General features: G+C 69.1%; 25 protein-coding genes. 15 read left to right on the top strand and 10 right to left on the bottom strand.

Annotated features, from left to right (window positions below; genetic code table 11):
- Positions 1-156 precede the first annotated feature (156 nt).
- Positions 157-741 carry a nuclease-related domain-containing protein gene (locus CGK74_RS19170; RefSeq protein ID WP_240498672.1) on the top strand — a complete coding sequence of 195 codons (585 nt, stop codon included), beginning with the start codon at positions 157-159 and terminating at the stop codon, positions 739-741.
- A 116-nt stretch (positions 742-857) separates the two neighbouring features.
- Here the strand turns inward: CGK74_RS19170 and CGK74_RS08475 are convergent, their stop codons facing one another.
- Both CGK74_RS08475 and CGK74_RS08470 read right to left on the bottom strand, forming a co-directional pair.
- Complete coding sequence (locus tag CGK74_RS08475) at positions 858-1,064, bottom strand: HAMP domain-containing histidine kinase (protein WP_094268066.1); 207 nt, start codon at positions 1,062-1,064, stop codon at positions 858-860.
- 68 nt (positions 1,065-1,132) lie between these two features.
- Positions 1,133-2,209 carry an alkene reductase gene (locus CGK74_RS08470; RefSeq protein ID WP_094268065.1) on the bottom strand — a complete coding sequence of 359 codons (1,077 nt, stop codon included), beginning with the start codon at positions 2,207-2,209 and terminating at the stop codon, positions 1,133-1,135.
- Between the two features lie 253 nt (positions 2,210-2,462).
- Between CGK74_RS08470 and CGK74_RS08465 the strand changes: the two genes are divergently transcribed.
- Genes CGK74_RS08465 through CGK74_RS08455 form a run of 3 tightly spaced genes read left to right on the top strand, consistent with a single transcriptional unit; the run spans position 2,463 to position 4,416 of the window.
- A complete protein-coding gene (locus CGK74_RS08465) occupies positions 2,463-3,089 on the top strand; it encodes a LysE family translocator (protein WP_094268064.1) in 627 nt (208 codons plus the stop codon).
- Positions 3,090-3,121: 32 nt separating this feature from the next.
- Positions 3,122-3,793 carry a 2'-5' RNA ligase family protein gene (locus CGK74_RS08460; RefSeq protein WP_165770062.1) on the top strand — a complete coding sequence of 224 codons (672 nt, stop codon included), beginning with the start codon at positions 3,122-3,124 and terminating at the stop codon, positions 3,791-3,793.
- Between the two features lie 11 nt (positions 3,794-3,804).
- Positions 3,805-4,416, top strand: coding sequence for a DUF2238 domain-containing protein (locus CGK74_RS08455; protein WP_094268062.1), 612 nt, complete (start codon positions 3,805-3,807; stop codon positions 4,414-4,416).
- 52 nt (positions 4,417-4,468) lie between these two features.
- On the opposite strand, the gene CGK74_RS08450 is transcribed toward CGK74_RS08455, so the two are convergent.
- Entirely contained in the window at positions 4,469-6,898 is a 2,430-nt protein-coding gene (locus CGK74_RS08450; RefSeq protein ID WP_094268061.1) for a Lon protease family protein, read from the bottom strand.
- Between the two features lie 166 nt (positions 6,899-7,064).
- Here CGK74_RS08450 and moaA point away from each other — a divergent pair, with 166 nt between their 5' ends.
- Entirely contained in the window at positions 7,065-8,144 is a 1,080-nt protein-coding gene (gene moaA / locus CGK74_RS08445) for a GTP 3',8-cyclase MoaA (RefSeq protein WP_094268060.1), read from the top strand.
- A 15-nt stretch (positions 8,145-8,159) separates the two neighbouring features.
- Here the strand turns inward: moaA and CGK74_RS08440 are convergent, their stop codons facing one another.
- Both CGK74_RS08440 and CGK74_RS08435 read right to left on the bottom strand, forming a co-directional pair.
- Positions 8,160-8,768: a YceI family protein gene (locus CGK74_RS08440; protein ID WP_094268059.1), complete on the bottom strand. Its 609-nt coding sequence runs from the start codon at positions 8,766-8,768 to the stop codon at positions 8,160-8,162.
- A gap of 26 nt (positions 8,769-8,794) precedes the next feature.
- Complete coding sequence (locus tag CGK74_RS08435) at positions 8,795-9,547, bottom strand: CDP-alcohol phosphatidyltransferase family protein (protein WP_094268058.1); 753 nt, start codon at positions 9,545-9,547, stop codon at positions 8,795-8,797.
- A 116-nt stretch (positions 9,548-9,663) separates the two neighbouring features.
- Between CGK74_RS08435 and CGK74_RS08430 the strand changes: the two genes are divergently transcribed.
- From CGK74_RS08430 to CGK74_RS08415, 4 genes are read left to right on the top strand one after another with little or no spacing between them, the layout of a single operon-like run.
- Positions 9,664-10,671 (top strand): zinc-dependent alcohol dehydrogenase, encoded by a 1,008-nt coding sequence (locus CGK74_RS08430; protein WP_094268173.1) that lies wholly within the window; start codon positions 9,664-9,666, stop codon positions 10,669-10,671.
- Between the two features lie 27 nt (positions 10,672-10,698).
- Positions 10,699-11,097 carry a 6-pyruvoyl trahydropterin synthase family protein gene (locus CGK74_RS08425; RefSeq protein WP_094268057.1) on the top strand — a complete coding sequence of 133 codons (399 nt, stop codon included), beginning with the start codon at positions 10,699-10,701 and terminating at the stop codon, positions 11,095-11,097.
- Positions 11,098-11,128: 31 nt separating this feature from the next.
- Positions 11,129-13,087 carry a glycosyltransferase gene (locus CGK74_RS19165; protein WP_240498671.1) on the top strand — a complete coding sequence of 653 codons (1,959 nt, stop codon included), beginning with the start codon at positions 11,129-11,131 and terminating at the stop codon, positions 13,085-13,087.
- A gap of 42 nt (positions 13,088-13,129) precedes the next feature.
- Positions 13,130-14,071 carry a lysylphosphatidylglycerol synthase transmembrane domain-containing protein gene (locus CGK74_RS08415; protein ID WP_094268056.1) on the top strand — a complete coding sequence of 314 codons (942 nt, stop codon included), beginning with the start codon at positions 13,130-13,132 and terminating at the stop codon, positions 14,069-14,071.
- On the opposite strand, the gene CGK74_RS08410 is transcribed toward CGK74_RS08415, so the two are convergent.
- Entirely contained in the window at positions 14,068-14,763 is a 696-nt protein-coding gene (locus CGK74_RS08410) for a RibD family protein (RefSeq protein WP_094268055.1), read from the bottom strand. The two genes, CGK74_RS08415 and CGK74_RS08410, sit on opposite strands and share 4 nt — an antisense overlap.
- A 251-nt stretch (positions 14,764-15,014) precedes the next feature.
- Between CGK74_RS08410 and ribA the strand changes: the two genes are divergently transcribed.
- Positions 15,015-16,172: a GTP cyclohydrolase II gene (ribA, locus tag CGK74_RS08405; protein ID WP_094268054.1), complete on the top strand. Its 1,158-nt coding sequence runs from the start codon at positions 15,015-15,017 to the stop codon at positions 16,170-16,172.
- A gap of 32 nt (positions 16,173-16,204) precedes the next feature.
- On the opposite strand, the gene CGK74_RS08400 is transcribed toward ribA, so the two are convergent.
- On the bottom strand, positions 16,205-17,041 hold the full coding sequence (locus tag CGK74_RS08400; protein WP_094268053.1) for a creatininase family protein: 837 nt from the start codon (positions 17,039-17,041) through the stop codon (positions 16,205-16,207).
- A 98-nt stretch (positions 17,042-17,139) separates the two neighbouring features.
- Between CGK74_RS08400 and CGK74_RS08395 the strand changes: the two genes are divergently transcribed.
- The 5 genes from CGK74_RS08395 (at position 17,140) to CGK74_RS08375 (ending at position 23,321) form a co-directional block, all read left to right on the top strand.
- Complete coding sequence (locus CGK74_RS08395) at positions 17,140-18,741, top strand: alkaline phosphatase family protein (RefSeq protein ID WP_094268052.1); 1,602 nt, start codon at positions 17,140-17,142, stop codon at positions 18,739-18,741.
- 48 nt (positions 18,742-18,789) lie between these two features.
- A complete protein-coding gene (locus CGK74_RS08390) occupies positions 18,790-19,458 on the top strand; it encodes a response regulator transcription factor (protein WP_094268051.1) in 669 nt (222 codons plus the stop codon).
- A 43-nt stretch (positions 19,459-19,501) separates the two neighbouring features.
- A complete protein-coding gene (locus tag CGK74_RS08385; protein WP_094268050.1) occupies positions 19,502-20,761 on the top strand; it encodes a sensor histidine kinase in 1,260 nt (419 codons plus the stop codon).
- 84 nt (positions 20,762-20,845) lie between these two features.
- Positions 20,846-22,567: a phosphoethanolamine transferase gene (locus tag CGK74_RS08380; protein ID WP_094268049.1), complete on the top strand. Its 1,722-nt coding sequence runs from the start codon at positions 20,846-20,848 to the stop codon at positions 22,565-22,567.
- Positions 22,568-22,571: 4 nt separating this feature from the next.
- Positions 22,572-23,321: a phosphatase PAP2 family protein gene (locus tag CGK74_RS08375; protein WP_094268048.1), complete on the top strand. Its 750-nt coding sequence runs from the start codon at positions 22,572-22,574 to the stop codon at positions 23,319-23,321.
- On the opposite strand, the gene purT is transcribed toward CGK74_RS08375, so the two are convergent.
- The 3 genes from purT to CGK74_RS08360 form a co-directional block, all read right to left on the bottom strand.
- Positions 23,311-24,510: a formate-dependent phosphoribosylglycinamide formyltransferase gene (gene purT, locus CGK74_RS08370; RefSeq protein WP_094268047.1), complete on the bottom strand. Its 1,200-nt coding sequence runs from the start codon at positions 24,508-24,510 to the stop codon at positions 23,311-23,313. The two genes, CGK74_RS08375 and purT, sit on opposite strands and share 11 nt — an antisense overlap.
- Positions 24,511-24,630: 120 nt before the next feature.
- Positions 24,631-24,921 carry a hypothetical protein gene (locus CGK74_RS08365; protein WP_094268046.1) on the bottom strand — a complete coding sequence of 97 codons (291 nt, stop codon included), beginning with the start codon at positions 24,919-24,921 and terminating at the stop codon, positions 24,631-24,633.
- A 74-nt stretch (positions 24,922-24,995) separates the two neighbouring features.
- Complete coding sequence (locus tag CGK74_RS08360) at positions 24,996-26,201, bottom strand: DNA recombination protein RmuC (protein ID WP_094268045.1); 1,206 nt, start codon at positions 26,199-26,201, stop codon at positions 24,996-24,998.
- Between the last annotated feature and the right edge of the window lie 3 nt (positions 26,202-26,204).

Here is a 26,204-nt window from a genome sequence, read left to right as displayed (position 1 = left end):
GCCGACGCTGCGAGACTGCCCCTCCTCCCGAATTGCACCCATACGAGGCACATGTCACTACCTGTCGGGATCTGGTCGGCTAACATTCAGCATCTCCAACGTCATATGACGTGCCATCCATGCCTTTGGCCTAGGGTTTGGCGCGCACCGCAACGAATGATCCTGAAAGAGACGGACTCCAAGGCAGGCCAGCTTGCCGAGCTCGAAGCCTTGATGGCTGCGCTGGGCGTACCCCCGGAGAAGAAGCTGCAAATCGAGCGGGAACTGAAAATCCTCCGAGCCGGAATCAAGGGTGAGCGCGACTCTGCCTACGACATCGACTTCTACAGTGGCGCCAGCAAGAATCGGATCGTGATCCACGATCTCCGCCTCGAACTCAACGGGCGCGTCGCGCAGATCGACCATCTGGTGCTGAACCGACTGCTGGAAGTCTATGTGCTCGAAACGAAGACTGAGGTTGTCGCGGCACCGGCAGCACCACGCACGGTCGTAGCGGAACCCGTTGAGGGACCGGCCAGCGTTACCGAGGATTCCACCGGGAAGCTCACGACGTCGAAGCTCGCCCAGAAGATTGGGCTCAAGACAGCCGACCTCGTCGAGCGCTTAGTCACCCTCGGCCTACTGGAACTGCGTGAAGGCAAGCCATACATCACCCCGAAGGGCAAAGAAGCGGGCGGCGAGTTTCGGATGAGCAAGAAATTCGGGCCGTATTTCCTGTGGCCGGAAGCGCTGAAGGTGTGACTTCGCGCTTCCTGTACCCTTCTGCCAGTCGGGAAAACTCTCAACCGACTTGCCGACTATTCACCTCTTTACACAACCTCGACCACAACCCGTCACTCGGCCCGGCCGTGGAACTGTCAATCGAACGGCGGCTCAACCAGTCGAATCCAGACGGTCGCAGTCGGGCCGTAGCGGATGGCGTTGTCGATCAGCTTACTGAACATCTCGCGCAGCATGGGTGTGTTGCCCTCGATCATCAGCGCGTGGCCGATGCCTTCCCAAGTGAGATCGATGTTGCGCTTGAGCGCGGGCGGCGCCAGCTCCATGGCGACGTCCTTGATCACTGCCGCCTGGGGACGAGCGCGGCGGCCGGCACGCCGCGGACGGCATGCCGGCGCAGTGTGGCGGGGCCTTACGCGCCTGCAGCCAGGGTCGGATAGTCGGTGTAGCCCTGCGGTCCCGGTGTGTAGAAGGTCGCGGGGTCGGGTGCGTTGAGCGCGGCCTTGCGACGAGTGCGCTCGGGCAGGTCGGGGTTGGCGAGAAAGGCGGTGCCGAAGGCGACTGCGTCGAGCTTGCCGGCGGCGATCGCGGCCTCGGCTTCGTCGGCGCTGTAGCCCATGTTGCCGATCAGCACGCCACGGAACATCGCCCGCGCCGGCGTCATCACGTCGCCGTGCTGCTTGCCGAAGAAGTCGCCGCGCATCAGGTGCAGGTAGGCGAGGTGGTAGTCGTTGAGGCAGCCGGCGAGCCACTCGATGAGGCCCACGGCGTCACTGTCGACCATGTCGTTATAGCTGTTGAGCGGCGACAGGCGCACGCCGACGCGGCCGCTGCCCCACACCTTGCACACCGCCTCGAGCACCTCGAACAGCAGGCGGGCGCGGTTCTCGCGCGGGCCGCCATAGGGGCCGCTGCGCTTGTTGCTGCCGTCGCGCAGGAATTCGTCAAGCAGGTAGCCGTTGGCGCCGTGCACCTCGACGCCGTCGAAGCCGGCGACGCGCGCGTTCTCGGCCGCGCGTGCGAAGCCGGCGACGATGCCTGGGAGCTCGTCGTCGCGCAGCTCACGCGGCACCACGTAAGGCTGCTTGCCCTCGGGCGTATGGACCTCGTCGCCGGTGATCGCGAGCGCGCTGGGCGCCACCGGCTGGCGGCCTTCGTTGAGCAGCGGATGGCAGGCGCGGCCGCCGTGCCAGATCTGAAGCACGATTCGCCCACCGGCGGCATGCACCGCGTCGGTCACCTTCTTCCAGCCGGCGACCTGTGCCTCCGAATGGATGCCGGGCTCGTGCCAGAAGGCGGAGTTGCCTTCCATCGCCATCGTCGCCTCGGCGATGAGCAGGCCGGCGCTGGCGCGCTGGGCGTAGTGGGTGGCCATCAGCTCACCGGGCACGTGGCCGTCCTCGGCGCGGCAGCGGGTCAGCGGCGCCATCAGAATGCGGTTGGGCAGGACGAGGTCGCCGGCTTGGAGCGGGGTGAACAGATCGGTCATGAGAGAACGGTCCTCGGTTGAAAAGGGTGAATGAGGAGGATGGATTGTATGGGCCTGGGGCCGCGCAGCGTGGGAGGCTGCGAGACCTGGCTGAGACCGGATGGACGCGCGATTGTTTCGAGCTTGGGGGGCGACTCAGGGAGCCAAAAATCAGATAAGCCGATCCTTCGAGGTTGGCTTTCGTGTTTCCTCCCACCTCCTGCGAGCTCCCTGCAACTGGTCGCAGCAGCGCCCTTCCCCTTATCATCGCCGCATGTTGACGCCCGAACAGTTCTCCGGATTCCTGCTGGCCGCGATGGCCATCACCGTCGCACCCGGGCCGGACAACCTGATGGTGCTGGGCATCGGCATCGCCAAGGGGCGCTGGCATGGGGTGGCTTTCGGCCTGGGCTGCGCGCTCGGCTGCCTGACACACACGGCGCTCGCCGTGCTGGGCGTCAGCGCCCTGATCGCCGCGTCCCCGACCGCGTTCGCGATGCTCAAGATCGTCGGCGGGCTCTACCTGCTGTGGCTCGGCGTCCAGGCCCTGCGCAGCACCGCTCGCGTGCGGGTCGACGGCAAGGTCGCCGGTGAGCCTTCGCTGGCGGGACTGTTCTGGCGCGGCATGCTGGCGAACGCGATCAACCCCAAGGTCGGCCTGTTCTTCATTTCCTTCCTGCCCCAGTTCGTTTTCGCGGGCAACGGCAGCGTCGACATGCAGATGGCGGCGCTCGGCCTCACCTTCACCGCGCAGTCGGTCCTGATCTTCGGCCTGCTGGGTTTCTTCGCCGGCACGATCGGCCAGTGGATCAACCGCAGGCCAAGCGCGGGTCGCTGGCTCGACCGCTTTGCCGGCGCAATCTTCGTCGGGCTGGGCATCCGCCTCGTCGTGTCGACCTGAAAAGCACCACCATGAGCGCCTGGATTCACGTCATGCCGCCGCACACTGACACCACGGTACGCAACGTGCGCCGCGATTTTCCCGAGTGGCATCTCGGCCGGCCCCACTACGTGCTGTGGGCGCTCGACGTGGATGTCGCGCCGGTGCGCGAGCGCATGGCACTGGCGCAATACCACCTGTCGGGCCTGCTGCTGGACGATTATGTGCGCGAACCCCACGTCACGCTGAGCCTGTGCGGTTTCCCGAGCGCGTCCCCACTCCACGACGACGACTTCGGTGTCACCCTGTTGAAGGGACAGATCGACGCGCTTCGCCGCCTGGCACCCGAGCCCTTCACGATCGAGATTGGCGCACTCGACGGCTTCACCTCCGCGCCCTACCTGACGGTGCATGACCCCGAGGCGCGGATCGCCACCCTGCGCACCTGCCTGCAGCCCCCCGCTCATCCGCTGGCACGCGACAACTACACACCCCACGTCACAACAGGCCTTTACGACGGCAGCTGGCCACTGGATGCGGTGCGCGCGCGGCTGGCCGAATTCAACCCCGGCGCCCCGCTGCGCCTGCAGATCTCGCGCCTCAGCCTGTTCGGCTACGCGGCACCCGTGATCGGCGGCAGGCTGACCCGCATCGCCGATTACGACTTCACCACCCAGACGCTGAACGGGCACGAGACAGGCATACTGCCCTTCCCTCTGCCGTGACCAATCGTCCGATGAGCCTGCGCGCCGCCCTGCTGGTCCTCGTCCTCACTGCCCTTGCACTGTCGGGCATCGCGCCTCACGACCGCAACGTGTGGTGGGCCGAGGTCATGCCGGTGCTCATCGCCCTGCCCATCCTGGTCGCCACCGCGCGGCGCTTCCCGCTCACGCCACTGACCTACGGGCTGATCGCCTTCTTCTCGCTGATCCTGATCCTGGGCGGGGCCTACACCTATTCGCGGGTACCGATCGGCAACGTCGTGCAGGAGATGTTCGAACTCGCGCGCAACCCCTACGACCGCTTCGGCCACTTTTTCCAGGGCGTCACGCCGGCCATCCTCGGGCGCGAGCTGCTGCTGCGCACCTCGCCGCTGCGCCCCGGGAAATGGCTGTCCTTCCTCGTCGTCGCCAGCTGCCTCGGCATCAGCGCCACCTACGAGCTGGTGGAGTGGGCCGCGGCGGTGTTCTGGGGCGGCGGCTCTGTGGAGTTCATCGGCATGCAGGGCGACCCGTGGGACGCCCAGGCCGACATGCTGATGGCCCTGCTCGGCGCGGTGACGGCCCTGGCGCTGCTCGGGCGCTGGCACGATCGGCAACTGGCGCGACTCGCGCGCAAGCACGCCTGACGGCGGGCCCGGCGCGTGTAGCCGCTCTGCCCGCCGTCCGCCAAGGACTGGATCAGACCCCGTGCCGGCGGCGGTGCTGGCGCGAGCCGGCCGAACCCTCGGCGTCGGAATGCGCGTGGCGCGCCGCCGTCATCTCGGCCAGCACGGTGGCAACCTTGTGGTTCAGCGTGCCCTTCGGGATCACGCCCTTCGAATCGGGCTCGCCCGCGGCCACGCCGGTCAGGACGCTCATCGCTTCATCGACCGTCTTCACCGCATAGATGTGGAACCGGCCCGCGGCCGCTGCCTGCACGACGTCCTCACGCAGCATTAGGTGTCGCACGCTTGCGGCCGGAATGACGACGCCGTGGCCGCCGTCCAGCCCGCGCGCCATGCACAGGTCGTAGAAGCCCTCGATCTTCTCGTTGACGCCGCCGATCACCTGCACCTCGCCGAACTGGTTCACCGAACCGGTGATGGCGAAGCGCTGCTGGATCGGGATCTGCGTCAGCGCCGACAGCAGCGCGCACAGCTCGGCCAGCGAGGCCGAGTCGCCTTCGACCGGCGCGTAGGACTGCTCGAACACCAGGCTGGCAGACAGCGACATCGGCTGGTGGCGGGCGTAGCGCGCCGCCAGGAAGGCCGACAGGATCAGCACGCCCTTGGAGTGGATCGCGCCGCCCAGCTCGGTCTCGCGTTCGATGTCGACGACGTCGCCCTCACCCATGCGCACCGTCGCGGTGATGCGCACCGGGTGGCCGAAGCGCTCGCCGGCGAGTTCGACCACCACCAGTCCGTTGATCTGGCCGGCACGCTCACCGTCGGTGGAGATCAGCGTGGTGCCGTCGAGGATGGATTCGCGCACCCGCGTCGGATAGCGGTTGCAGCGCCGGGCACGCGCGGCCAAGGCGGCCTCAACCTCGGCCCGCCCGGTCGCGGCCAGACCCTTCAGGCGGGCCTGGTGGTCGGCCTCGCGCATCAGGTCGGACAGCGCCCGCGTGTTCAGCGACAGGCGCCCGGCGTCCTCGGCCAGGCGCGCGCCCTCTTCTACCAGCCGCGCCACGCCGCTGCGGTCAATCGGCAGCAACTTCGCGCTGCGCACCAGCAGCGCCATCAGGCGCGCGTATTCGCACTCGTTCGCGGGTGTGCGCGGCAGGTCGTCGTCGAAGTCGGCCGCCACCTTGAACAGGTCGGCGAACTCCGGGTCGTTGTCCATCAACAGGTAGTAGATGTCGCGGTCGCCGATCAGCACCACCTTCAGCGCGCTCGGCACCGCCTCGGGCTCCAGCGTCAGCGTGCCGCTCCAGCCCTGCGCCTCGGCCGGCGGCTCGATACGGATCTCGCCCGCGCGCAGGCAGCGCTTCAGCCCCTCCCATGCGTAGGGCTGGGTCAGCAGGCGTTCGGCGTCGACCACCAGGTAGCCGCCGTTGGCGCGGTGCAGCGCGCCGGCGCGGATCAGGTTGAAGTGGGTGACCTGGTTGCCCTGCTGCACCACATGCTCGATGCGACCAATCAGGTTGCCGTAGCCGGGGTTGTTCTCGAACACCACCGGCGCCCCCTGCGAGGCCGAGTGATCGACCAGCAGTTTCACCTGGTAGCGCTGGTAGCGGCTCGCCTCCTCGGGTTCGGCGATGTCCTCGTCCTCCTCCTCGAGCATCGTGCCCTTGATCGCACTGTCGAGCACGTTCTTGTGCACGGCGTCGAGGAAGGCGAGCACCTCGGGCAGGTCGGCATGCGCCTCGCGGACTTCGCGCAGCAGGTGCGAAACCGCGGGGCCGAGCACCTCGGTTTCGGCGCGTTCGATCGACTCGCGCACGGCCTTGCGCCAGCCGGGGAAATCGTTGAGCAGATCCTCGAGCTTCTCGCTCCAGGCGGTGACGCGGGCCTCGATGGCGTTGCGCTCCGCCTCGGGCAGCGCCTCGAACGCTTCGGGCGACATCACCTCGCCCTCGCGCGTGGGCGCGAAGACAAAGCCTTCCGGCGTCTGCAGCAGCGAGATCGACTCGGCCGCGCAGCCCTCGCTCAGTTCCTTCAACGCGCCTTCCTCGCGCGCCTTGTGCGCGGTCTGCAGGGCCTCGACGCGCTCGGTATGGGCGTCGCTGTCCAGGGCTGCCCCCAGCGCCGGCCCCAGCTCGCGGATGAAGGTCTGCATGTGGGCACGCAGCGCCGCGCCCCGACCTGCCGGCAAGGTCAGCAACTTTGGCTTCAGCGCCTCGTCGAAGTTGTGCAGGTAGCACAGGTCGGGCGGCACCGGCTCGCTCGCCGCGCGCTCGCGCAGCAGGCGGAAGGTAGTGGCATGCTTGCCGCTGCCCGGCTCGCCCAGTACGAACACGTGGTAGCCGCTGTGGCCCATGGCCAGCCCGAACTGGATGGCCTCGACGGCGCGGGCCTGGCCGAGGTCACCGGCGTGATCGGCAAGGGATTCGGTGGTGTCGAAAGTGAAACAGGCGGGGTCGCAGTAGGTGCGCAGTGCCGATGCCGGCAGGGCCACAGGTTCGGCCATCGTCGTTGTTCTCCAGAAGCCGGATTCGATCCGGTGGCGAATGATACACCGCCGCTCCAGCGCCCCCGGGCACCCGGGGCCGCGGTCGCAGTCGAAGATTGACCGGCATCATTGCACCGCGCCACGCCGCTACCCATAATCCGCACACCCCAGCAGCCACAAGAACATGAAAGTCATCCCCATCCACGACGCCCCCGCCGCCATCCCGGTCGACGCACGGGAGAACGTGCCCGCAGCGGGCGAGGCCTTGTTCGACCGCCGCGGACGCAGCGTGCGCGACCTGCGCATCTCGGTCACTGACCGCTGCAACTTCCGCTGCATCTACTGCATGCCGCGCGAGGTGTTCGACGACGACTATGCCTTCCTGCCACGGCGTGATCTGCTGAGCTTCGAGGAGATCCTGCGGGTGGCGAAGCTGTTCGTCGCGCGCGGCGTGAAGAAGATCCGCATCACCGGCGGCGAACCGCTGCTGCGCAAGAACGTGGAACGGCTGATCGAGATGCTGGCCCGACTCGACGGCGTGGAGGTGACGCTGACGACCAACGGCGTGCTGCTGCCGAAGATGGCGCGCTCGCTGAAGGACGCCGGTCTGCACCGCGTCACCGTCAGCCTGGATGCGCTGGACGACGCCCTGTTCCGCCGCATGAACGACGCCGACTACCCGGTCGGGAAGGTGCTGGAAGGCATCGCCGCCGCGCAGGCGGTGGGCCTCGGACCGATCAAGGTCAACATGGTGGTCAAGCGCGGTACCAACGACAGCGACATCGAGCCGATGGCGGCGCATTTCCGCCACAGCGGCCACATCCTGCGCTTCATCGAATTCATGGACGTGGGCGCCTCCAACGGCTGGAAGATGGACGAGGTGCTGCCCTCGCAGGCCGTCGTCGCCCGCATCGACCGCCTGTACCCGCTGGAGCCGGTCGACCCGAACTACACTGGCGAGGTCGCCGAGCGCTGGCGCTACAAGGACGGAGCGGGCGAGATCGGCGTGATCTCCTCGGTCACGCAGGCCTTCTGCTCCACCTGTACCCGCATCCGCCTGTCGACCGAAGGCAAGCTCTACACCTGCCTGTTCGCGCAGACCGGCCACGATCTGCGCAGCCTGTTGCGCGCCGGGGCCGACGACGCGGCGCTGGACGCGGCGATCGCCCACGTGTGGCAAGGCCGCGAGGATCGCTACTCGGAGATCCGTACCGCCGAGACCGCCGCGCTACGCAAGATCGAGATGTCCTACATCGGCGGCTGAGGCTGCGGGGCAGTATCAGTCGCGCAGCGCCTCGATCTCGAAGTTGAGCTTCACCTCGTCACCCACCATGCCGCGGTCGACGCCGTAGTCCATGCCCCACTGGCTGCGCTTGATCGTCGTGCTCGCCGAGATGCCCAGCGTGTGCTTGCGGTGACCAAAGGGATAGGCGCCCGACTTGTTCAGGCGCACATCCAGCGCGACCGGGTGCGTCTGGCCGAGCAGGGTCAACCTGCCCGAAAGTGTGCCGCTGCCATCTGCGCCCGGCTCGAAACCGGTGGCCTCGAACACGATCTCCGGATGCGCCTTCGCATCGAGAAAATCGCTGTCGCGCACGTGCTTGTCGCGCGCACCGTGGTTGGTGAATACGCTGTCGGCCTTCACCACCACGCGGGCCGAACTCAGCGCGCGCGTCTGTTCGTCATACACGAAGCTGCCACTACCTTTCAGGAACAGGCCGATGGTGTCGGCAAAGCCAAGGTGACGCACACTGAAGGCGATCGAGAAATGATCGGGGTCGATCTGGTAGGTGCGCGGCTCGGCGCGGGCCGGACCGACCATCGCCGCGGCGACAACCAGTCCGACCAGGGCTGCGCGCGCACTTTGGACTGGACGTGAAAGCTTCATCTCGACTCCTCCTCCATAAGAATCCATCAAGGCCGCGGCCTGTGGCGATACAGCCAGCGCACATCGACCGCAAACGACCACCCCAGCAGCACCAGCGCAAGACCCAGCAGGCCGCCGGCCAGACTGGCCCCGACCTGCGGCAACAGGCACAGCAGCAGGCTCGCCACCTGCCACACGCACACCGCCTTGCGCCGCCAGCGCTCCGGCAAGGGCGCATCCAGCCAGGGCCACGCGGCCATCGCGGCGACGAACACGTAGCGCATCGCCCCAATCGCCAGCACCCAAGCGCCCGCCTTGCCCAGCGCCAGCAGCAGGCCGCACAGCACCAGGATCAGGAAGGCGTCCAGCTCCATGTCGAAGCGCGCGCCAAATGCGCTGGCGCACCGCCAGCGCCGCGCCGCCCAGCCATCCACGCCGTCCAGCGCCAGCGCCGCCAACGCCAGTGCGGCCAGCCATCCCGCCTGTCCCGCCAGGACCGGGAAGCCCGCGAGCGCCCCTGCCAGGATCGCCACCAGCGTGCCGCGCAACAGGGTCACGCGGTTCGCTGGCCCCAGTCCGCGGCGCGCATCCGGCCAGTAGCGCCAGACCAGCCCCGCCATTGCAGCATAGACGGCGAGCGCCAACCCTGCGGCGCCCAGCGGCCAGGCCAATGCGCCATGCAAGGCCCCCAGCATGAGCACCAGCACGACGGCGCCGGCCGCGAGCTCCGCCCACGCGGGCGGCACGCCCACAGCGCGCGCCGCTGCGCCGGCATCGGGAGTCGGGCTATGCTTGTTCATGCGCGTTCAGACCCACCGCCCGTGGCGGTGGTTCGCTGCAACCCGACATGCGCCGATCGCTGCCTGCCGCGACGCTCGGCGTGCCTGCATTCCTCCCGCCCATCCGGACCGACCGCATGCCTTCCGCCCCCTCTGCTGACCATCCGCTCGCATTCTGGACCCTGCCGCCCGGCCATGGCGAACTGCGCCCGGTGGCACTGCCGCCGCTCTCGCCCGGCGAGGTGCGCGTGCGCAGCCTCTTCGGCGCGATCAGTCGCGGCACCGAGGGCCTGGTCTACCGCGGCGAAGTGCCGCCGAGCGAACACCAGCGCATGCGCGCGCCCTTCCAGGAAGGCGAATTCGACGGCCCGCTGAAGTACGGCTACATCAACGTCGGCGTGGTCGAAGCCGGCTGCGGCGCGCAGGCCGAAGCGCTCGTCGGTCGCCGCGTGTTCTGCCTCCATCCGCACCAGCAGGCCTACGTCGTGCCCGCAAGCGCCGTGGTGGTGGTGCCCGACGCCGTGCCGAGCGAACGCGCCGTGCTGGCAGCCAACCTGGAGACCGCGATCAACGCCGTGTGGGACGGCGCACCCTCCGTCGGCGACCGCATCGCGGTGGTCGGCGCCGGCGTGGTCGGGGCGCTGGTGGCCTGGCTGTGCGCGCGCATTCCCGGGACCGAGGTGCAGCTGATCGACGTCGATCCCGGCCGGGCCGAGTTGGCAAAGTCCCTCGGGGCCCGCTTCGCCGAGCCAGGCGCGGCCACGGGCGACTGCGACTTCGTCTTCCACGCCAGCGGCGCGCCGGCAGGCCTGTCGACGGCGCTTACCCTCGCCGGCCAGGAAGCCAGCGTGATCGAGATGAGCTGGTACGGCCAGCGCGCCGTGCCGCTTGCGCTGGGCGAGGCTTTCCACGCCCGCCGCCTCAGCCTGCGCTCGAGCCAGGTCGGCCACCTGCCGCCGCAGCGCCTGCCGCGCTGGAACTATCGCCGGCGCATGGAACTCGCGCTGGCCCTGCTCGTCGATAGCGTGCCGGACGTGCTGATCAGCGGCGAGAGCGATTTCGCCGACCTGCCGGCCACGATGCACCGGCTGGCGTATTCGCCCGCCGGCGCGCTGTGTCACCGCATCCGCTATCCGCAGCGCTGACTCTCCCCACTTTCACGAGACACACCCATGTACGCTCTGACCGTTCGCGACCACATCATGATTGCCCACAGCTTCCGCGGCGAGATCTTCGGCCCGGCGCAACGCGTCCACGGCGCCACCTACCTGATCGACGCCACCTTCCAGCGCACCGAACTGGACGCGGACGGGCTGGTGGTCGACATCGGCCTGGCGAGCGACACGCTGCGGTCCGTGCTGGCCGAGTTCAACTTCCGCAACCTCGACGATGAGCCGGCCTTCACGGGCAGGAACACCACCACCGAGTTCATGGCGCGCGTGGTTTTCGACCGGCTTGCAGCTGCGATTCGCGACGGCCGTCTGGGCGAAGGCGGCCGCGGCCTGGAACGGCTGAAGGTGACGCTGCACGAATCGCACATCGCCTGGGCGAGCTACGAAGGCGCGCTGTGAGGCTGCGCGAATGCCGGCATCGGGACGGTCGATGAGCGCAGAGCGCATGCAGCGGCTCACCTTCATCGTCGCCGGCGATCCCGCGCAGCGCACCGGCGGCTATCTGTACGACGCGCACATCGTCGCGCAGCTGCGGCACGGCGGCTGGCAGGTCGAGGTGATCGGGCTTGCCGGACGTTTCCCCGATGCGGACGAGGTCGCACGCGACGCCCTGCGCGCCGCGCTGTCCTCGCTGCCGGACGACAGCCTCGTCGTGATCGACGGACTCGCGCTTGGCGGCCTGCCCGAGACCGTCGCGCCCCACGCGCAGCGGCTGCGACTGATCGCCCTGGTGCACCACCCGCTGGCGGACGAGCGCGGGCTGGACGCGGACCAGGCCCGCCGCTTCGAACGCCAGGAAACCGCGGCCCTGCAATCCATGCGCGGCGTGATCACCACCAGCCGCTTCACCGCGAGACGGGTCACTGGCATGGGCGTCGCCGCGGCCCGTATTACGGTCGTCGAACCGGGCGTCGCCCCGCAGCCGCTCGCCGCAGCCGATCGCACCCCGCCGCGCCTGCTGTGCGTCGCCACGCTGACCCCGCGCAAGGGGCATGACGTACTGGTCGAGGCTCTGGCCCGCGTCGCGGATCTCCACTGGCAGGGCGATTTCGTCGGCAGCGCGACCCGCGACCCTCGCCACGCCGACCGCGTCGCCGCGCTCATCCTCGGCCACGGCCTCGAGGATCGCATCCGCCTGCGCGGCGAATGCGCCGAAGCCGAGCTGCACGCCGCCTATGCGGCCGCGGACCTGTTCGTGCTGCCCTCGCACTACGAGGGCTATGGCATGGTCATCAGCGAGGCGCTGGCCGCCGGCCTGCCGGTGCTGACCACGACGGGCGGCGCGCTCGCCGACACCCTGCCGCCCGGCACCGGCCTCGCCGTGCCGCCGGGCGACATCGACGCGCTGGCGCAGGCCCTGCGCCGGCTGCTGGCGAACCCGGTCGAACGCCTCGTGCTGCGCGACGGCGCCCGCGTGGCGCGCGTGCGGCTGGCGGACTGGACGCAGGCCGGCGCCACGTTCGCGACCGCGCTCGAGCGCCTGTCCGGTCTTCCGCCCGCTTGCTCCTCAAGCCTCCACCCCGACACCGTGTTCGATGCCGACTGGCTCGCGCTGCGCCGCGCGGCCGACCATGCGGCACGCGACCCGCGGCTGAATGCGCTCGCTGCCGACTGGCTCGCGCCGCTCGGCCAGCGTCCGCTGCGCATCCTCGATCTCGGCACCGGCAGCGGCTCGAATCCGCACTACCTTGCCCCACGCCTGCCCGGCCCGCAGCGCTGGACCTTGCTCGACCACGACCCCGCGCTGCTGGCGCGTGCAGTCGAGAGCTGCCACCACCTCAACGACCGCGACGGCCACGCACTGGCGGTCGAAGCGCGCGTGGCCGACCTCCAGACACTCGATCCGTCCCTGTTGGCCGGCTTCGACCTCGTCACCGCCTCGGCCCTGCTCGACCTGGTCGACGAGCGCTGGCTGCAGCGTCTGGCCGAAGCCTGCCGCGAAGCCGGCTGCGCATTGCTGATCGCGCTGAGCGTGGATGGGAACTGGCGGATCGAGGCGCTCGACAACACCGACAGCGCTCGTCAGGCCGACGCGACCGAGGACGCCTTCGTGCGCGCCGCCTTCAATGCCCACCAGCGTCGCGACAAGGGCGCGGGCCGGGCGCTGGGCCCCGACGCCGCCCCCCGCCTCGCCGCGCTGCTGCAGGCACGGGGATTCGCGGTGGCGCTGGCGCCCAGCCCGTGGCGGCTGTCCTCAACCGCCCCTGCACAAGCCGCCCTTGCCCGTGCGCTGATGGACGGCTGGCGAGAGGCTGCCGCCGAGCAGTGCCCCGAGGCCCACCAGCGCATCGCCGCGTGGCACCGTCGGCGCCTGTCTGAACTGGCGCGCGGTGCATTGCGGATCGAGGTCGGCCACCTCGACCTGCTGGCGCTGCCACCAGGCCGCTGAGCCCGATGATCGCCTTGCCACAGCCCGCTGGCCCGGATAGCAATGGCCACTAGCCGACGCCTCGCCGCCCGCCTGCTGCCTGCCCTGGGCAGCCTCATCCTGCTGGCCGCCGTGTTCGCCTGGCTGGATCGCGACGCCCTGCGCGCCGCCCTCGTCGCGCCGTCCCCCGGCTGGCTCGCGGCGGCGCTGCTGCTGGGCGTGCCGCAGATGGCCCTGTCAGCCTGGCGCTGGCAGCTCACCGCGCACCGGCTCGATGCGCCCCTGCCTTTCGGCCGCGCCCTGGCCGAGTACTACCTTGGCAGTTTCCTCAACCAGGTGCTGCCGGGCGGCGTGCTCGGCGACGCCAGCCGCGCCTGGCGCCACGCGCGTACGCAGGCCACCGACTCGCCCGGTCCGCGCGCGGCCTGGCTGGCTGTGGTGCTGGAGCGCGCTTCCGGCCAGTTCGCCCTGCTGCTGATCGCGCTCACGACCCTGTTGTTCTCGCCCGTGATCGGGCAGATCCTCGGCCGGGCATTCGCCGGCATCGACCAGGACAGCAGCGCGGCCTCGCTCCCGGTACGGCTCGCACTGATCGGCGCGGCGCTCGTGCTGCTGCTGTTCGTGCTGCGCCGAAGCGGACTCCTGCGCCACCTCGCGAATGCCGGCCAGCGTGCGCTGCTCGCCCACGACGCGCTGTGGCGGCAACTGCTCGCCTCGCTGGCGATTACCGCGAGCTACATCGCCGTCTACTTCTGTTGTGCCCGCATGCTGGGCATCAACACGCCGGCCACGACCCTGCTGGCACTGATTCCCTGGGTGCTGCTGGCGATGGCGCTGCCGCTGTCGATGGCCGGCTGGGGCCTGCGCGAAGGCGCCGCCGCGCTGCTGTGGGCCGCCGCCGGACTGGACGTGGCGCAGGGCGTGGCGATCTCGATCAGCTACGGCCTCGTCGTGCTGCTGTCTACCCTGCCCGGCGCCTGGGTGCTGGCGCGGCGCACGCCCTAGCTGCGGCGCAGTTCCAGGTCGAAGATGGTGTCCTCGCCGCAGCGGTAGCTGTGGCAGCGCGGACGCAAGGCCTCGTCGAGCGTCAAGACCGGCGGCAGTTGCAGGCCCGGCCGGCCGGAGCCGATCAGCAACGGCGCCACCAGCAAGTGCAGACGGTCGAGCCCACGGGCGTGCATGAAGGCCGACACCGTGCGGCCTCCGCCCTCGACCAGCACGCTGCGCAAGCCCTGCGTCTGCAGCCAACCCAGCACTGCGCCCGGGTCAAACCGGCCCTCCGCCGACACCGGCAAGACGACCCGCTCCACCCCGGGGGCAAGGTCATCGCCCCCCGCGGCGCCGGAAACGACATGCACGGTGAGCGCAGCCCCGTCGTGCAGAAGCTGGCTGCCCCGGCGCACCCGCCCGCGCGGGTCCAGCACCACGCGCACCGGGTTACGCCCCGCCACATGGCGCACCGTCAGTTGCGGATCGTCGTCATTGACCGTGTCCACACCCACCAGCACCGCATCCACCACCGCGCGCAGCCGGTGCAGGTGTGTGCGTGCCTCCAACCCGTTGATATAGTGCGAAGCCCCGCTTTCGGTTGCGATGCGCCCGTCCAGGCTTTGCCCAAGCTGGGCGATGGCAAGCGGTCCGGTGCGCGCCACGAGCGGAAGAAAAAGCGACAGCAGATCAACGGCTTCGGCCGCCAAGGCATGTTCGCAGCGCCAGTCCCCGCCGACACGGACCTCGAGCGAGTGATCGCCCTCACGGAACCTTGTGACGGGATGTAAGGACCAATCGTGCTCGCGGGCTTGCAAAATACAGCGCCAGCCCCAATCTAGACCTAGTTTTGTACCTGACATCCGACAACCTCGACTGATTCGGTTTGCGCCTGCCCACACCGCCCCGGCGGAACCCACGCGCCAAAAACAAACCCGAACACTCCCACGGAGAACACCCGATGCGCCAAGCCGAACGTGCCATTTTCGACCTGCGACGCGGCCTTCCCATCCTCGTGCGCGACAACGGCAGCACCACCCTCGTCCAGGCCGTCGAGGGCCTCGACGACAAGGCGCTGGCCGAACTCCGGACGCTTAGCGGCTCCGCGCCCCGCCTGGTGCTCTCCAGTCACCGCATGGCCGCGCTGGGCTTCGCCGATGCCTCCGCGCCCGTCGCGATCACACTGTCGCCCCTCCCAGACAGCCTGCAGCTGCGGGAGTTCGCCTGCATGCGCGGCGCACACTTGCCGGCGAACGCCCGCCAGTCCGTTGCCGACAAGGCAAGCCAGGCGGCGATCCGCTTGCTGGCGCGCGCCCAGCTCGTTCCCGCCGCCATCGCCTGCCCGGTGGCGCCGACGCAAGCCGAGCACATCGCGGCGGAAGTGGCGCGCGGCAACCTGCTGTCGGTCGACGCCGACACCGCGCTCGAACTGTGCGCCAGCGGCCCGGGCGCGCTGACCCGCATCAGCGAGGCACGCGTGCCGCTGGCCGAGGCCGAGAACAGCCGCTTCGTACTGTTCCGCGAGGCCGACGGCATCCACGAACACGTCGCCATCGTCATCGGCAACCCGGCCGAGTGGCCGCAGGACGTGCCGGTGCGCCTGCATTCGTCCTGCCTCACCGGCGACCTCTTCGGCAGCCTGCGCTGCGACTGTGGCGAGCAGTTGCGCCGCGGCGTCGCGGCGATCAACGCCCAAGGCGGCGGCATCCTGCTCTACCTGTCGCAGGAAGGACGTGGCATCGGCCTGGCAAACAAGCTGCGTGCCTACGGCCTGCAGGACGAAGGCCTGGACACCATCGACGCCGACCAGACGATCGGTTTCTCGAAGGACGAACGCGACTTCCGCGTCGCCCACGAGATGCTCGAGCAACTGGGCGTGTCGCGCATCCTGCTGCTCACCAACAACCCGAGCAAGGTCGAGGCGCTACAGCGCGCGGGCATCAACGTCACCGCACGCCAGGCCATCTACGGCGAAGTCACGCAGCAGAACCAGCGCTACCTCAAGACCAAGGCCAGCCGTCACGGTCACTGGCTGCACGAGCTGCTCAACGAACAGGGCGAGCCTGCCTCGCCCACACCCGAAAGCCTGCCGGCCCCCGAGGCCGCCACACGCGGCTGAGCTGCACAGCGACGATGGCGCGCGGCCGCAGCTCAGCCCGCGCCGTCGAGCGGCCCGTCGGCAAGGCGCGCGAGATCGAACGCATGCGCGTCCTCGATCAGTCGCGCGAGCTGCCTGGAATAGTGCTCGACCAAGCGCGCACCCAAGGCCGGCGTGGCCAGGCGCGCATCGCCCGTCACGCCCCCCGCATTCAGGTCCTGCGCCATCCAGGCGAAGCCGGCCTCGCCTTCCGGGCCCAACAGCCACCCCTCACGCGCCATCTCCCGCCCGAGCGAGTCGAAGTGCGCGATGCGGTCCATGCGCACCTTGGCCGGCGCCAGGTGCAGCATCATCGCCGTCTCCAGCGCGCCGCCATGCAGGCCATGCCGCAGTTCGTCGGCGGGCAGCGCGTCCGGCGGCGGCGCGAAGCGGAAATAGTTGGCGCGCACGACCAGCATCCGCCGTGTGGCGCGCAGCTTGAGCGCAGCCAGATCGACCAGCGCCTTGTTGCCGCCGTGGCTGTTGAACAGCACCAGGCGACGGAAACCCGCGGCGGCCACGCGCTCGCCCAGCTCCACGATGACCGCCAGCGCCGTCTCCGGGCTCAGGCTCAGCGTGCCGGCAAACCCGCAGTGCTCGAGGCTCAGGCCTACCGCCAGCGGCGGCAGCACGCACACCGGCAGCCCCTCGCGCACGCGCGGCAAGGCGGCGTCGATGAGACCGAGCGCGATGTCGAGATCGGTGGACAACGGCAGGTGCTCGCCATGCTGCTCGATCGCGGCCAGCGGCAGCAGCGCGACGCCATCGGCCGCAGCGCGTGCGGCGATCTCCTGCGGCGTGCACTCCTGCCACCACGGACTTGCGGTGCTTCGCTCGGTTTGGTCGGACATGAGGCGCACTCCATCGTGCCTGGGGATGAGGCGCATGCTAGCCGGCCCGCCGCGGACGGACCAGCCCCGCGGACCGCAGACACCAGCGGCGCCCCCTCATGAACAGCCCTCGCGCCGTACTCCAGGCCCTCGTCGCCCTCGTGCTGCTGAACCTGCTGCTCAGCTTCGGCAACGCCTGGCCGACGCTCTGGCCGCGCCCGGAAGCGCGTTTGTCGATCGACCTGGCCGCAATCGTGCTGGCCTTGGCGCTGCTGAGCCTGCGCGGCCCCTTGCGCCGTACAGCCGTCGTCGTGGCCTCGGCCGTGATCTCGGCCGGTGTCCTGCTGCACTACATCAATGTCACCGTGCCGGCCGTGCTCGGGCGACGGCTCGACCTCTACTGGGACGGGCAGCACGCCTGGGAAGTGCTGAAGATGGGCGCTGCCAGCCCGTCGGCGATGAAGTTCGCCGGCGTGGCGGTGATCGTCGCGCTGGCCATCGCCGCGCTCTACCGCCTGATCCGGCGCTGCGTCGTCGTGCTCGCCGAAAGTCTGCAGCACCGGGCGCTCCGGGCCGGCGTGCTGGCAGGCGCCGTTGCCGTGCTGGGCGCCGGGGTGCTGGCGCTGCAGCTCGCACCCGCCCTGCAGCGCGCCTTCGCCCCTGCCGTCGGCAGCCTCGTCGCCGACCAGGCGCGCATGCTGCACCGGGCAGTCTTCGCGGACGAGGACGAGCGCCTGCTGGGCACCAGTCCCGCGTTCGCCGGCACGCTCGGCGCGCTCGAGGGCGCCGACGTGGTCATCGTGTTCGCCGAAGCCTACGGCGCGATCACGCTCGACAAGCCCGACTTCGCCGCCAGCCTTGCGGCCTCGCGCCAGCGGCTTGCTGACGCCATTGCCGCCGGCGGGCGCAGCGTCGTCTCCGCCCGCCTCACCTCCCCGACCTTCGGCGGCGGCTCGTGGCTGGCGCACGCGGAGCTGCTGTCCGGCCTCGACATGCGCGCCCCCAACGACTACCGCCTGCTGCTGACGACGCAGCGCCCTACGCTGGTCAGCCACTTCGCCGCGCACGGCTATCGCACCGTCGGCTGGATGCCGGGCATCCAGCGCCCCTGGCCCGAGGGCCGCTTCTACGGCTTCGACCGCATCGCCGACGCCGAAGGCATCGGCTACCGCGGCCCGCCCTTCGGCTACTGGCGCATCCCCGACCAGGCTTCGATGGCGCAGCTGCAGGCGCAGGAACTCGGCCCGGCGCGGGGCGAAGATCATCGTCCGCGCCTGGTGGTTTTTCCGACGGTCAGCACGCACGCGCCTTTCCGCCCGCTGGCGCCCTATGTGGCGGACTGGTCCGCCGTGCTCGGCACCGATGCCTACGACAGCCCCGATGCGGTCGCCGCACGCGAGGCAGCGGTGTCATGGGACGACCCGGTCCCCGCCTACCTCGCGGCCATGCGCTACCAGTTCGACTGGCTGGCGGGCTGGCTTTCCTCACACGCACCAGCCGACGCCGTCGTGATCGTGGTCGGCGACCATCAGCCCATGGGCACCGTGACCGGCCCCGGTGCGGACTGGGACGTGCCGATGCACGTGATCACGCGCAATGAAGCGGTACTGGCGCATCTACTGAACCGCGGTTTTCGCCCCGGGCTCGCACCCGAGCCTCCCGCCCTCGGCCCGATGCGCACACTGACGCTCCAACTGCTCGATGCATTCGGCCAGGACTGAGCCCTTCGCCACATTCCACAAGCCAACGGCCTGGAGTATCTTGCCTTCATGCATTTGCTGATCATCGAAGACGATCGCACGATCGCCGAGAACATCTACGAGTACCTCGAGTCCCGTGGCCACCAGTGCGACTACGCCGACTGTCTCGCCACGGCGAGCACGCTGTTGACCCGCAGCCGCTTCGACGCGGCCGTCCTCGATCGCAACCTGCCCGACGGCGACGGGCTTGCACTTGCACGCCGGCTACGGGCCGAGGGCAACGCAATGCCCATCCTGATCCTGACCGCGCGTGAAACGCTGGAGGACAAGCTGCTCGGCTTCGAGTCCGGCTGCGACGACTATCTCGTGAAGCCCTTTGCGCTACAGGAACTCGAAGTCCGCCTGCTCGCACTGGGACGGCGCAGCGAGGCCCGGCAGGCGAACCCCGTGCTGCGCCACGGCGAACTGGAACTCAACAGCGCAACGCAGGAGGCACGGCTGCAGGGGCGCCAGCTCAGCCTGCCACCCAAAGCCCTGAGGCTGCTCGGCGAACTGCTCTCCCAGCCCAACCGGGTGTTCTCCCGGCGCGAGCTGGAGATTGCCGTGTGGGGCCACGAACAGGACAGCAGCGACAACCTGCGCAGCGTTCTTCATACGCTGCGCCGTGCATTGGGCGAAGATGCCCCGACTCAGGTGGTGAACGTCCATGGCCTCGGCTACAAGCTCGTCAGCCGTTGAGGGAACCAGGCGCCACGGCGGGCGGCGTTGGCTGCCGGGCGGGATGCGGGCACGTATCGCCATCTCGGTCACGGTGGTGTTGCTCGGCCTGATCCTTGCGCAGTCGATGGCCCTCGTGACGCTGTTCGAGGACATGGAAGAGGAGTTCATCGAGGCCATCCTCGACGAGCAACTGCACTACAGCATCGAGAACAGCCGCCAGCTCGGCACCCTGGTGCAACCGCAAACCCCCAACATGCGCCTGTACAGACTGTCGCCCGGCGCAGCGCTGCCCGCAGGCCTTTCCCCCGCGCTGGCCGAACTGCCCATCGGCAACCATGAAGACAGCTCGTCCGGCGGCGAACTGCACGTCGCGGTACGCGAGATCGAGGGCCTGCGCTACGTGCTGGTGTATGACGAGTCCGAGCACCTCGCCCGCGAGACAGCCGTTTTCACCGCGATCGTCATCGGCGCGGCGATCCTGACTGCGCTGTCATTCCTGCTCGTCTACGCGATTGCCGGCAGGCTGACACGCGGGCTCGAGACCCTGGCAGCACGGGTCGAGCGCGAGCGCGACGGCGCCCCATTTGCGCAAGCCGGACTCGACGACGAGCTGCTGGCCGTAGCACGCGCGCTGGACCGCGCGGAGGCGCGCCAGGCCAGCCTGCTCGCACGCGAGCGTGACTTCAACGCGAACCTGTCGCACGAGCTGCGCACGCCGCTCGCCGCCATCCGCAGCGACGCGGAAATGCTGCTCACCGACCCTGCGCTGTCCGATCGGGCACGCCGGCGCGCCGAGCGCATCATCGCGACGACCGATCGAACCACGGCGCTGGCGCACAGCCTGCTTTTGCTAGCGCGCGAAGCACGGCCCCAGGCGATCGAGCCGGTCAACCTCGCAGACGCCGTGCGCAATGCCTGGAGCCGCCTGCAGGCGGCGGACAGCCAGCCCGCAGCCTTGACCGTTCATATCCCCCCGGCGCTCCAGGTGGTCACCGACACCACCCTGCTCCAACTCGTGCTGCACAACCTGCTCGAGAACGCGCTCAAGCATGGCGAAGGGCGCGCGATCGAGGTGACCCTGGAGGGTCACAGACTGAGCGTGTGCGACCGGGGTCCCGGGTTCGATGCCGACGATCCGATGCAATGCTTCGAGCGCTTCCAGCGCGGCGGCCGCAAGCCCGGGCATGGACTCGGCCTCGCCCTCGTCAGGCACATCTGCACCACCTGCGGGTGGACGGCACGTGCTGCGAACCGTCCCGATGGCGGCGCCTGCCTGTCGATCGACTTCGGTGAAGCGTCGATACGCCCAGGCGCAGGCTGAACTCACACTTTCCTCACACCCGCATCACGCTTCCCCAACAGACAGCCTCGTAGATTGCGCGGATCGTCCCCGACCCGCGCGACCATGTCCGACCAGAGTCTGTCCCTCGCATCCAGAGCCTTCGCCCCGACCTCCCCCGACGCCGGCGGGCTGGCCCCGTCCGCGCGGCTGCGGCCAATGCGCTGGCGCCCGGTGGTATCGGTCGAGACCCTGCTGCTCGGCTTCAGCCTCTACTTCACCGCCGCCTGCAATACGCCGTTCTGGCATGCGCTGACGAGTGGTCGCAGCAGCGAGGGCGGCCTGTCCTATGTGCTTGCCGTCGGCACCGCACTGACGGCACTGCATTTCGTTCTGCTCGCGCCCCTGCTCAATCGCTGGACGGCAAAGCCGCTGCTTGGCGCACTCGTCCTGGTTGCCGCCAGCACGAGCTACTACGCGGGACAGTTCGGCGTGTACTTCGATCCGAGCATGCTGCGCAACGTGCTGCGAACCGATGTGGCAGAGGCGCGGGAACTGCTCACGCCCGGCCTCTTGCTGCACGTCCTCGCGCTTGCCCTTCCGCCCCTGCTCGTGCTTCAGCGCGTGCAACTGCGCCGCCGCCCCGCAGGCCGCGCCCTGGCGATCCGCACTGGCTCGCTCCTGCTCGTGCTCGTCGTTGCCGTGTGCGCACTGGGCAGCGTGTTCAAGGACTTTTCCGGGCAGATGCGCAATCAGAAGGAAGTCCGTTACCTCATCACGCCTGCGGCGGCGATCTGGTCGCTCGGCCGCGTGCTGACGAGCGATGCGCGCGCCCAGGATGTACCGCGCCGCCCGATCGGCACGGATGCCCGGCTCGGCGCGAGCTGGCAGTCGGCCAGCAAGCCTGCGCTGTTCGTGATCGTCGTCGGCGAAACGGCGCGGGCGGCGAACTGGGGCCTGAACGCCCAGGGCGAAGGCACTGCGATCCGCGACACCACACCCGAGCTGCGTCGCCGCGACGTAATCAACTTTCCCGATGTGACGAGCTGTGGCACCAACACGGAAGTCTCCGTGCCCTGCATGTTCTCGGTTCAGGGCCGGCGCCACTACGACGAAGACGAAATCCGCTACAGCGAATCCTTGCTTAACACGCTGCAACATGCCGGTCTGCGCGTGGTGTGGAACGACAACCAGTCCGGCTGCAAGGGCGTATGCACCGATGTGGAAACCCTGCGCCCCGATCCGGCCAAGCTGCCCGAGCTGTGCGCGGGCGATCGCTGCCTTGACGAGGCCCTGCTCGAGAACAGTCGAGAACTGCTGCGCGACGCGAAGGGCAACCTGGTGCTGGTGCTGCATCAACTCGGCAACCACGGCCCGGCCTACTACAGGCGCCATCCTGATGCCTTCCGCCGCTTCACGCCGACCTGCGACGATGAGGATCTATCGAAGTGCAGCCGGGAGCAAGTCGCCAACAGCTACGACAACGCCCTGCTCTATACCGACCATGTGCTCGGGCGCACCATCGACCTGCTGCAGGCGCTGGAATCCGAATACGACACCGCGATGCTCTACGTATCGGACCACGGCGAGTCACTCGGCGAGAACGGCCTCTATCTTCACGGCATACCCTACTCGATCGCCCCGCAGGAGCAGACCCGCGTTCCGATGGTGATGTGGCTGTCCTCCGGCTTCGCCGCGCGCAACCGGCTCGACCAGGCCTGCCTGCGCGCGCAAGCGGACAAACCCGCCTCGCACGACAACCTGTTCCACACCGTTCTTGCCCTGCTCGACGTCACGACGTCGGTGCGCGAAGACGCGCTGGACCTCACCGCCGCCTGCCGGAACTGATCAGATGCCCGCGACAGACCTCGCTCCTTCCGCCCCCGTCCTCACGCTCCGGCAGCCCTGGGTCCGCTGGCAATACGCCCTGCTGACCATCAGTGCCCTGCTGTTGCTGTGGATCTTCGAGCAGTCCGATCTCGACCGCCAGATCGCCCTTCAGCTCTTCGACTCCGAACTCGGAATCTTCCCCCTGCGGCGGAACTGGTTCCTCGAGGCCGTGCTGCACAGGGGCGCCAAGCAGGCCACCTACATCCTGGTAGCCGCAAGCCTTTACCTGTGCTGGCAGGGCTGGAAAGGTCGCGTTGACTGGTTGCCACCGCGCAACGCCCTGCTGGCAGCCATTGGCATGGTCGCCATCCCCGTCGCAACGTCGACCATCAAGCTCCTGACAAATCGGTACTGCCCTTGGGACATCGTCGATTTCGGCGGCTACGCCCCCTACCTGAATCTGTTCGCCCCCGCCCCCCAGGGCATGAAGGCCGGGCAGTGCTTTCCGGCCGGACATGCATCCACCGGATTCCTGTGGATCGTGTGGGCAGTGGCGTTAAGGCCCGCCGGGCTTCGCGTGGCGCGGCTTGGCCTGCTTGCCGCCCTGCTCGCGGGCGGCGTGCTCGGCGCCGTGCGCATGCTGCAAGGCGCACATTTTCTGTCGCATACCCTGTGGACGCTATGGCTTGCGTGGGCGCTCAGCGTAACGCTCGCGCTCCTGGTACGCGCAGACCTGGCGCCCGGTCGCAGAGCGACCGCGGTCAGTCCTTGACCGGCTTCACCCTGCTCGCCGCCAGCTTCGCCCGTTCGCGCGCCTCGGCAATGTCGGCGCCGTTGGCCACCGCCACGCCCATGCGGCGCTTGACGAAGGATTCCGGCTTGCCGAACAGGCGCAGGTCGCTGCGCGGCACGGCGAGCGCCTCGGCCACACCCTCGAAGGCGATGCCGGTCTCGTCCATGCCGCCGTAGATCACCGCCGACGCACCCGGCTCGCGCAGCGTGGTGTCGACCGGCAGGCCGAGAATGGCGCGCGCGTGCAGCTCGAACTCGGAAAAGCGCTGCGAGCACAGCGTGACCAGCCCGGTGTCGTGCGGACGCGGGCTGACCTCGGAGAACCACACCTGGTCGCCCTTGACGAACAGCTCCACGCCGAACAGCCCGCGCCCGCCGAGGTTGCCGGTGACCGCCGCGGCGATCCGGCGCGATTCGGCCAGCGCCACCGGGCTCATCGGCTGCGGCTGCCACGACTCGACGTAATCGCCGGCGACCTGGACGTGGCCGATCGGCTCGCAGAAATAGGTCTGCACCGCGCCGCCGGCATCGCGCGCCCGCACGGTCAGCAAGGTGATCTCGTAGTCGAAATCGACGAAGCCCTCGACGATGATCCGGCTCTGCGCGACGCGCCCGCCCTGCATCGCATAGTCCCAGGCCTTCTGCACGTCCTCCGGCCCGCGCAACATCGACTGGCCCTTGCCCGAGGAGGACATCACCGGCTTGACGATGCACGGGTAGCCAATGCCGCCGTCGATGGCGGCCTGCAGTTCTTCCAGCGAATCGGCGAAGCGATAGGGCGAGGTCGGCAGACCCAGCTCCTCGGCCGCTAGGCGACGGATGCCCTCGCGGTTCATGGTAAGGCGGGTGGCGCGCGCGGTGGGGATCACCTCGGCCAGACCGGCCGCCTCGATCTCGCCCAGCATGTCGGTGGCGATGGCCTCGATCTCGGGCACGATCAGGTGCGGGCGCTCGGCCTCGACCAGCGCGCGCAGGGCAGCACCGTCGGTCATCGGAATCACGTGCGCGCGGTGCGCCACCTGGTGGCCCGGCGCGTTGGCATAGCGATCGACTGCGATCACCTCGACACCCAGGCGCTGCAGCGCAATGACGACTTCCTTGCCGAGCTCGCCGGCGCCAAGCAGCATCACGCGCACAGCACTGGACGAAAGCGGGGTACCCAGCTTCATGGCATCACTCCTAAAGGTCGGAATCGCGACAGACCGCGGAGTGCGCATGGTAATACGTCAGCCGACCCGCGGCGCGGGTCAGTCGTCGGCCCTCAGTCGTGGGCCATCACTCGTCGGCCCTCACTCGTCGTCCACCACTTCGGCCGGACGCTCATAGCGATACAGCAGGGTGTTGCAGCCCTCGCACGACACGATGCGGCGCGTGTCCCGCCCCGAAGTCAGCCCCTCGTCCTTCAGCTGATCCTTGCCGCACGCAAAGCAGGCCGGCTCGTCATGGCCGTGGGCCACGAGGTAGTCCTCGCGCAGCGGCAAGGCCCGCTTCTGCTTCTCGCGGCGCTGGTGCGCATACAGAAACAGCCACATGAAGAAGAACAGCCCGATCAGGAACAGCACCGGCAGGAATCTGGACATGGGCAAGCGCCTCGGCAGGAAGTCGGGAATAGCCGCAGTCTAGGTGGCGGGGCGCACCCTGTACCTGTCCGGGGTCAAGTCCGCGGCAGCGGGATCTCGTCAGCGTCCGACTCCAGCTCGTCGAAGCGCGCCGCCTCGATCTTGTGGAAATGCGCGCTGATCTTGCGGCTGGAGGTCTGAACGTCCTGCACGTCGCGGCTCGCCTGTTCGATGTGGCGGGCGAGCGCCGCCATGCGTTCGTCGAAGCGCTGGAAGTCCTTCGCCAGTTTGCCGAGCGCGTCCTGGATGACGTGGACCTGCTTGCGCGTCTCGACGTCCTTCAGCACCGCGCGGGCCGTGTTGAGCACCGCCATCAGCGTGGTGGGCGACACGATCCAAACCCGCTTCTGCTGCGCATAGGCGACGATTTCCGGGTGGTAGGCGTGGACCTCGGCGAACACGGCCTCGGCGGGCAGGAACATCACCGCGCCATCCGACGTGGTGCCGGGCAGGATGTACTTGCCGGCAATGGCGTCGACGTGGCGCCTGACGTCGGCGCGGAAAGCCTGCTGCGCGGCGCGGCGCTCCAGTTCGCCCGCGGCCGCGTCGAACATGCGGTGGTAGTTCTCGAGCGGGAACTTGGCATCGACCGCGACCAGGCCGGTGGGCGCCGGCAGTGTCAGCAGGCAGTCGACGCGCGTGCCGTTGGGCAGCACGTGCTGGAAGGCGAAGGCGTCGGGCGGCAGCATGTTCTGCACCAGCGCCTCGAGCTGCACCTCGCCGAAGGCGCCACGCGCGCGCTTGTCGCCGAGCAGTTCCTGCAGGCTGACGACGTTGGTGGTGAGGCCGTCGATCTTCTTCTGCGCCTCGTCGATGGTCGCCAGCCGTGCCATCACGCTGGCGAAGGTCTCGTTGGTCTTGCGAAAACCTTCGTCCAGGCGCTGGTTGACCTGCCCCGACAAGGTGTCGAGACGGCCGTCGACGCTCTGCGTCAGCGCCTGCATGCCACGCGACAACTGCACCGAGGCGGCGGTGAGGCCGCGCTGTAGCAGGTCGCGGTCGGCGCGGGCGTGCTCGCCGATGCGGTCGGTCTGGCGCGCGAGGCCTTCGTGCAGGTCGCGCAGGATCTCGCGGTGCTGGGCGCCGAGCTGTTGTTCCATCTGGTCGGCCAGCGCATCGACGAGCTGGTCGCGCACCGCGCGCTCGCGCGTGTAGCTGCGCACCAGCAGCCACACCAGCAGCACCAGCACGGCGGCGAGCAGGCCGGCCAGCAACAGTTCGGACGGGGTCATCGGCAGCATGCG

The organism is Thauera propionica, from assembly GCF_002245655.1.
In the GTDB taxonomy this organism is placed as follows: domain Bacteria; phylum Pseudomonadota; class Gammaproteobacteria; order Burkholderiales; family Rhodocyclaceae; genus Thauera; species Thauera propionica.
This window is presented reverse-complemented; position numbering and strand designations above follow the sequence as displayed.

Excerpts from the sequence above, each read along its gene's own strand:
- CGK74_RS19170 (WP_240498672.1), top strand. The coding sequence starts at position 157 with ATGATCCTGAAAGAGACGGACTCCAAGGCAGGCCAGCTTGCCGAGCTC.
- CGK74_RS08470 (WP_094268065.1), bottom strand. The coding sequence starts at position 2,209 with ATGACCGATCTGTTCACCCCGCTCCAAGCCGGCGACCTCGTCCTGCCC.
- CGK74_RS08465 (WP_094268064.1), top strand. The coding sequence starts at position 2,463 with ATGTTGACGCCCGAACAGTTCTCCGGATTCCTGCTGGCCGCGATGGCC.
- CGK74_RS08460 (WP_165770062.1), top strand. The coding sequence starts at position 3,122 with ATGCCGCCGCACACTGACACCACGGTACGCAACGTGCGCCGCGATTTT.
- CGK74_RS08455 (WP_094268062.1), top strand. The coding sequence starts at position 3,805 with ATGAGCCTGCGCGCCGCCCTGCTGGTCCTCGTCCTCACTGCCCTTGCA.
- CGK74_RS08450 (WP_094268061.1), bottom strand. The coding sequence starts at position 6,898 with ATGGCCGAACCTGTGGCCCTGCCGGCATCGGCACTGCGCACCTACTGC.
- moaA (WP_094268060.1), top strand. The coding sequence starts at position 7,065 with ATGAAAGTCATCCCCATCCACGACGCCCCCGCCGCCATCCCGGTCGAC.
- CGK74_RS08440 (WP_094268059.1), bottom strand. The coding sequence starts at position 8,768 with ATGAAGCTTTCACGTCCAGTCCAAAGTGCGCGCGCAGCCCTGGTCGGA.
- CGK74_RS08435 (WP_094268058.1), bottom strand. The coding sequence starts at position 9,547 with ATGAACAAGCATAGCCCGACTCCCGATGCCGGCGCAGCGGCGCGCGCT.
- CGK74_RS08430 (WP_094268173.1), top strand. The coding sequence starts at position 9,664 with ATGCCTTCCGCCCCCTCTGCTGACCATCCGCTCGCATTCTGGACCCTG.
- CGK74_RS08425 (WP_094268057.1), top strand. The coding sequence starts at position 10,699 with ATGTACGCTCTGACCGTTCGCGACCACATCATGATTGCCCACAGCTTC.
- CGK74_RS19165 (WP_240498671.1), top strand. The coding sequence starts at position 11,129 with ATGAGCGCAGAGCGCATGCAGCGGCTCACCTTCATCGTCGCCGGCGAT.
- CGK74_RS08415 (WP_094268056.1), top strand. The coding sequence starts at position 13,130 with ATGGCCACTAGCCGACGCCTCGCCGCCCGCCTGCTGCCTGCCCTGGGC.
- ribA (WP_094268054.1), top strand. The coding sequence starts at position 15,015 with ATGCGCCAAGCCGAACGTGCCATTTTCGACCTGCGACGCGGCCTTCCC.
- CGK74_RS08400 (WP_094268053.1), bottom strand. The coding sequence starts at position 17,041 with ATGTCCGACCAAACCGAGCGAAGCACCGCAAGTCCGTGGTGGCAGGAG.
- CGK74_RS08395 (WP_094268052.1), top strand. The coding sequence starts at position 17,140 with ATGAACAGCCCTCGCGCCGTACTCCAGGCCCTCGTCGCCCTCGTGCTG.
- CGK74_RS08390 (WP_094268051.1), top strand. The coding sequence starts at position 18,790 with ATGCATTTGCTGATCATCGAAGACGATCGCACGATCGCCGAGAACATC.
- CGK74_RS08385 (WP_094268050.1), top strand. The coding sequence starts at position 19,502 with ATGCGGGCACGTATCGCCATCTCGGTCACGGTGGTGTTGCTCGGCCTG.
- CGK74_RS08380 (WP_094268049.1), top strand. The coding sequence starts at position 20,846 with ATGTCCGACCAGAGTCTGTCCCTCGCATCCAGAGCCTTCGCCCCGACC.
- CGK74_RS08375 (WP_094268048.1), top strand. The coding sequence starts at position 22,572 with ATGCCCGCGACAGACCTCGCTCCTTCCGCCCCCGTCCTCACGCTCCGG.
- purT (WP_094268047.1), bottom strand. The coding sequence starts at position 24,510 with ATGAAGCTGGGTACCCCGCTTTCGTCCAGTGCTGTGCGCGTGATGCTG.
- CGK74_RS08365 (WP_094268046.1), bottom strand. The coding sequence starts at position 24,921 with ATGTCCAGATTCCTGCCGGTGCTGTTCCTGATCGGGCTGTTCTTCTTC.
- CGK74_RS08360 (WP_094268045.1), bottom strand. The coding sequence starts at position 26,201 with ATGCTGCCGATGACCCCGTCCGAACTGTTGCTGGCCGGCCTGCTCGCC.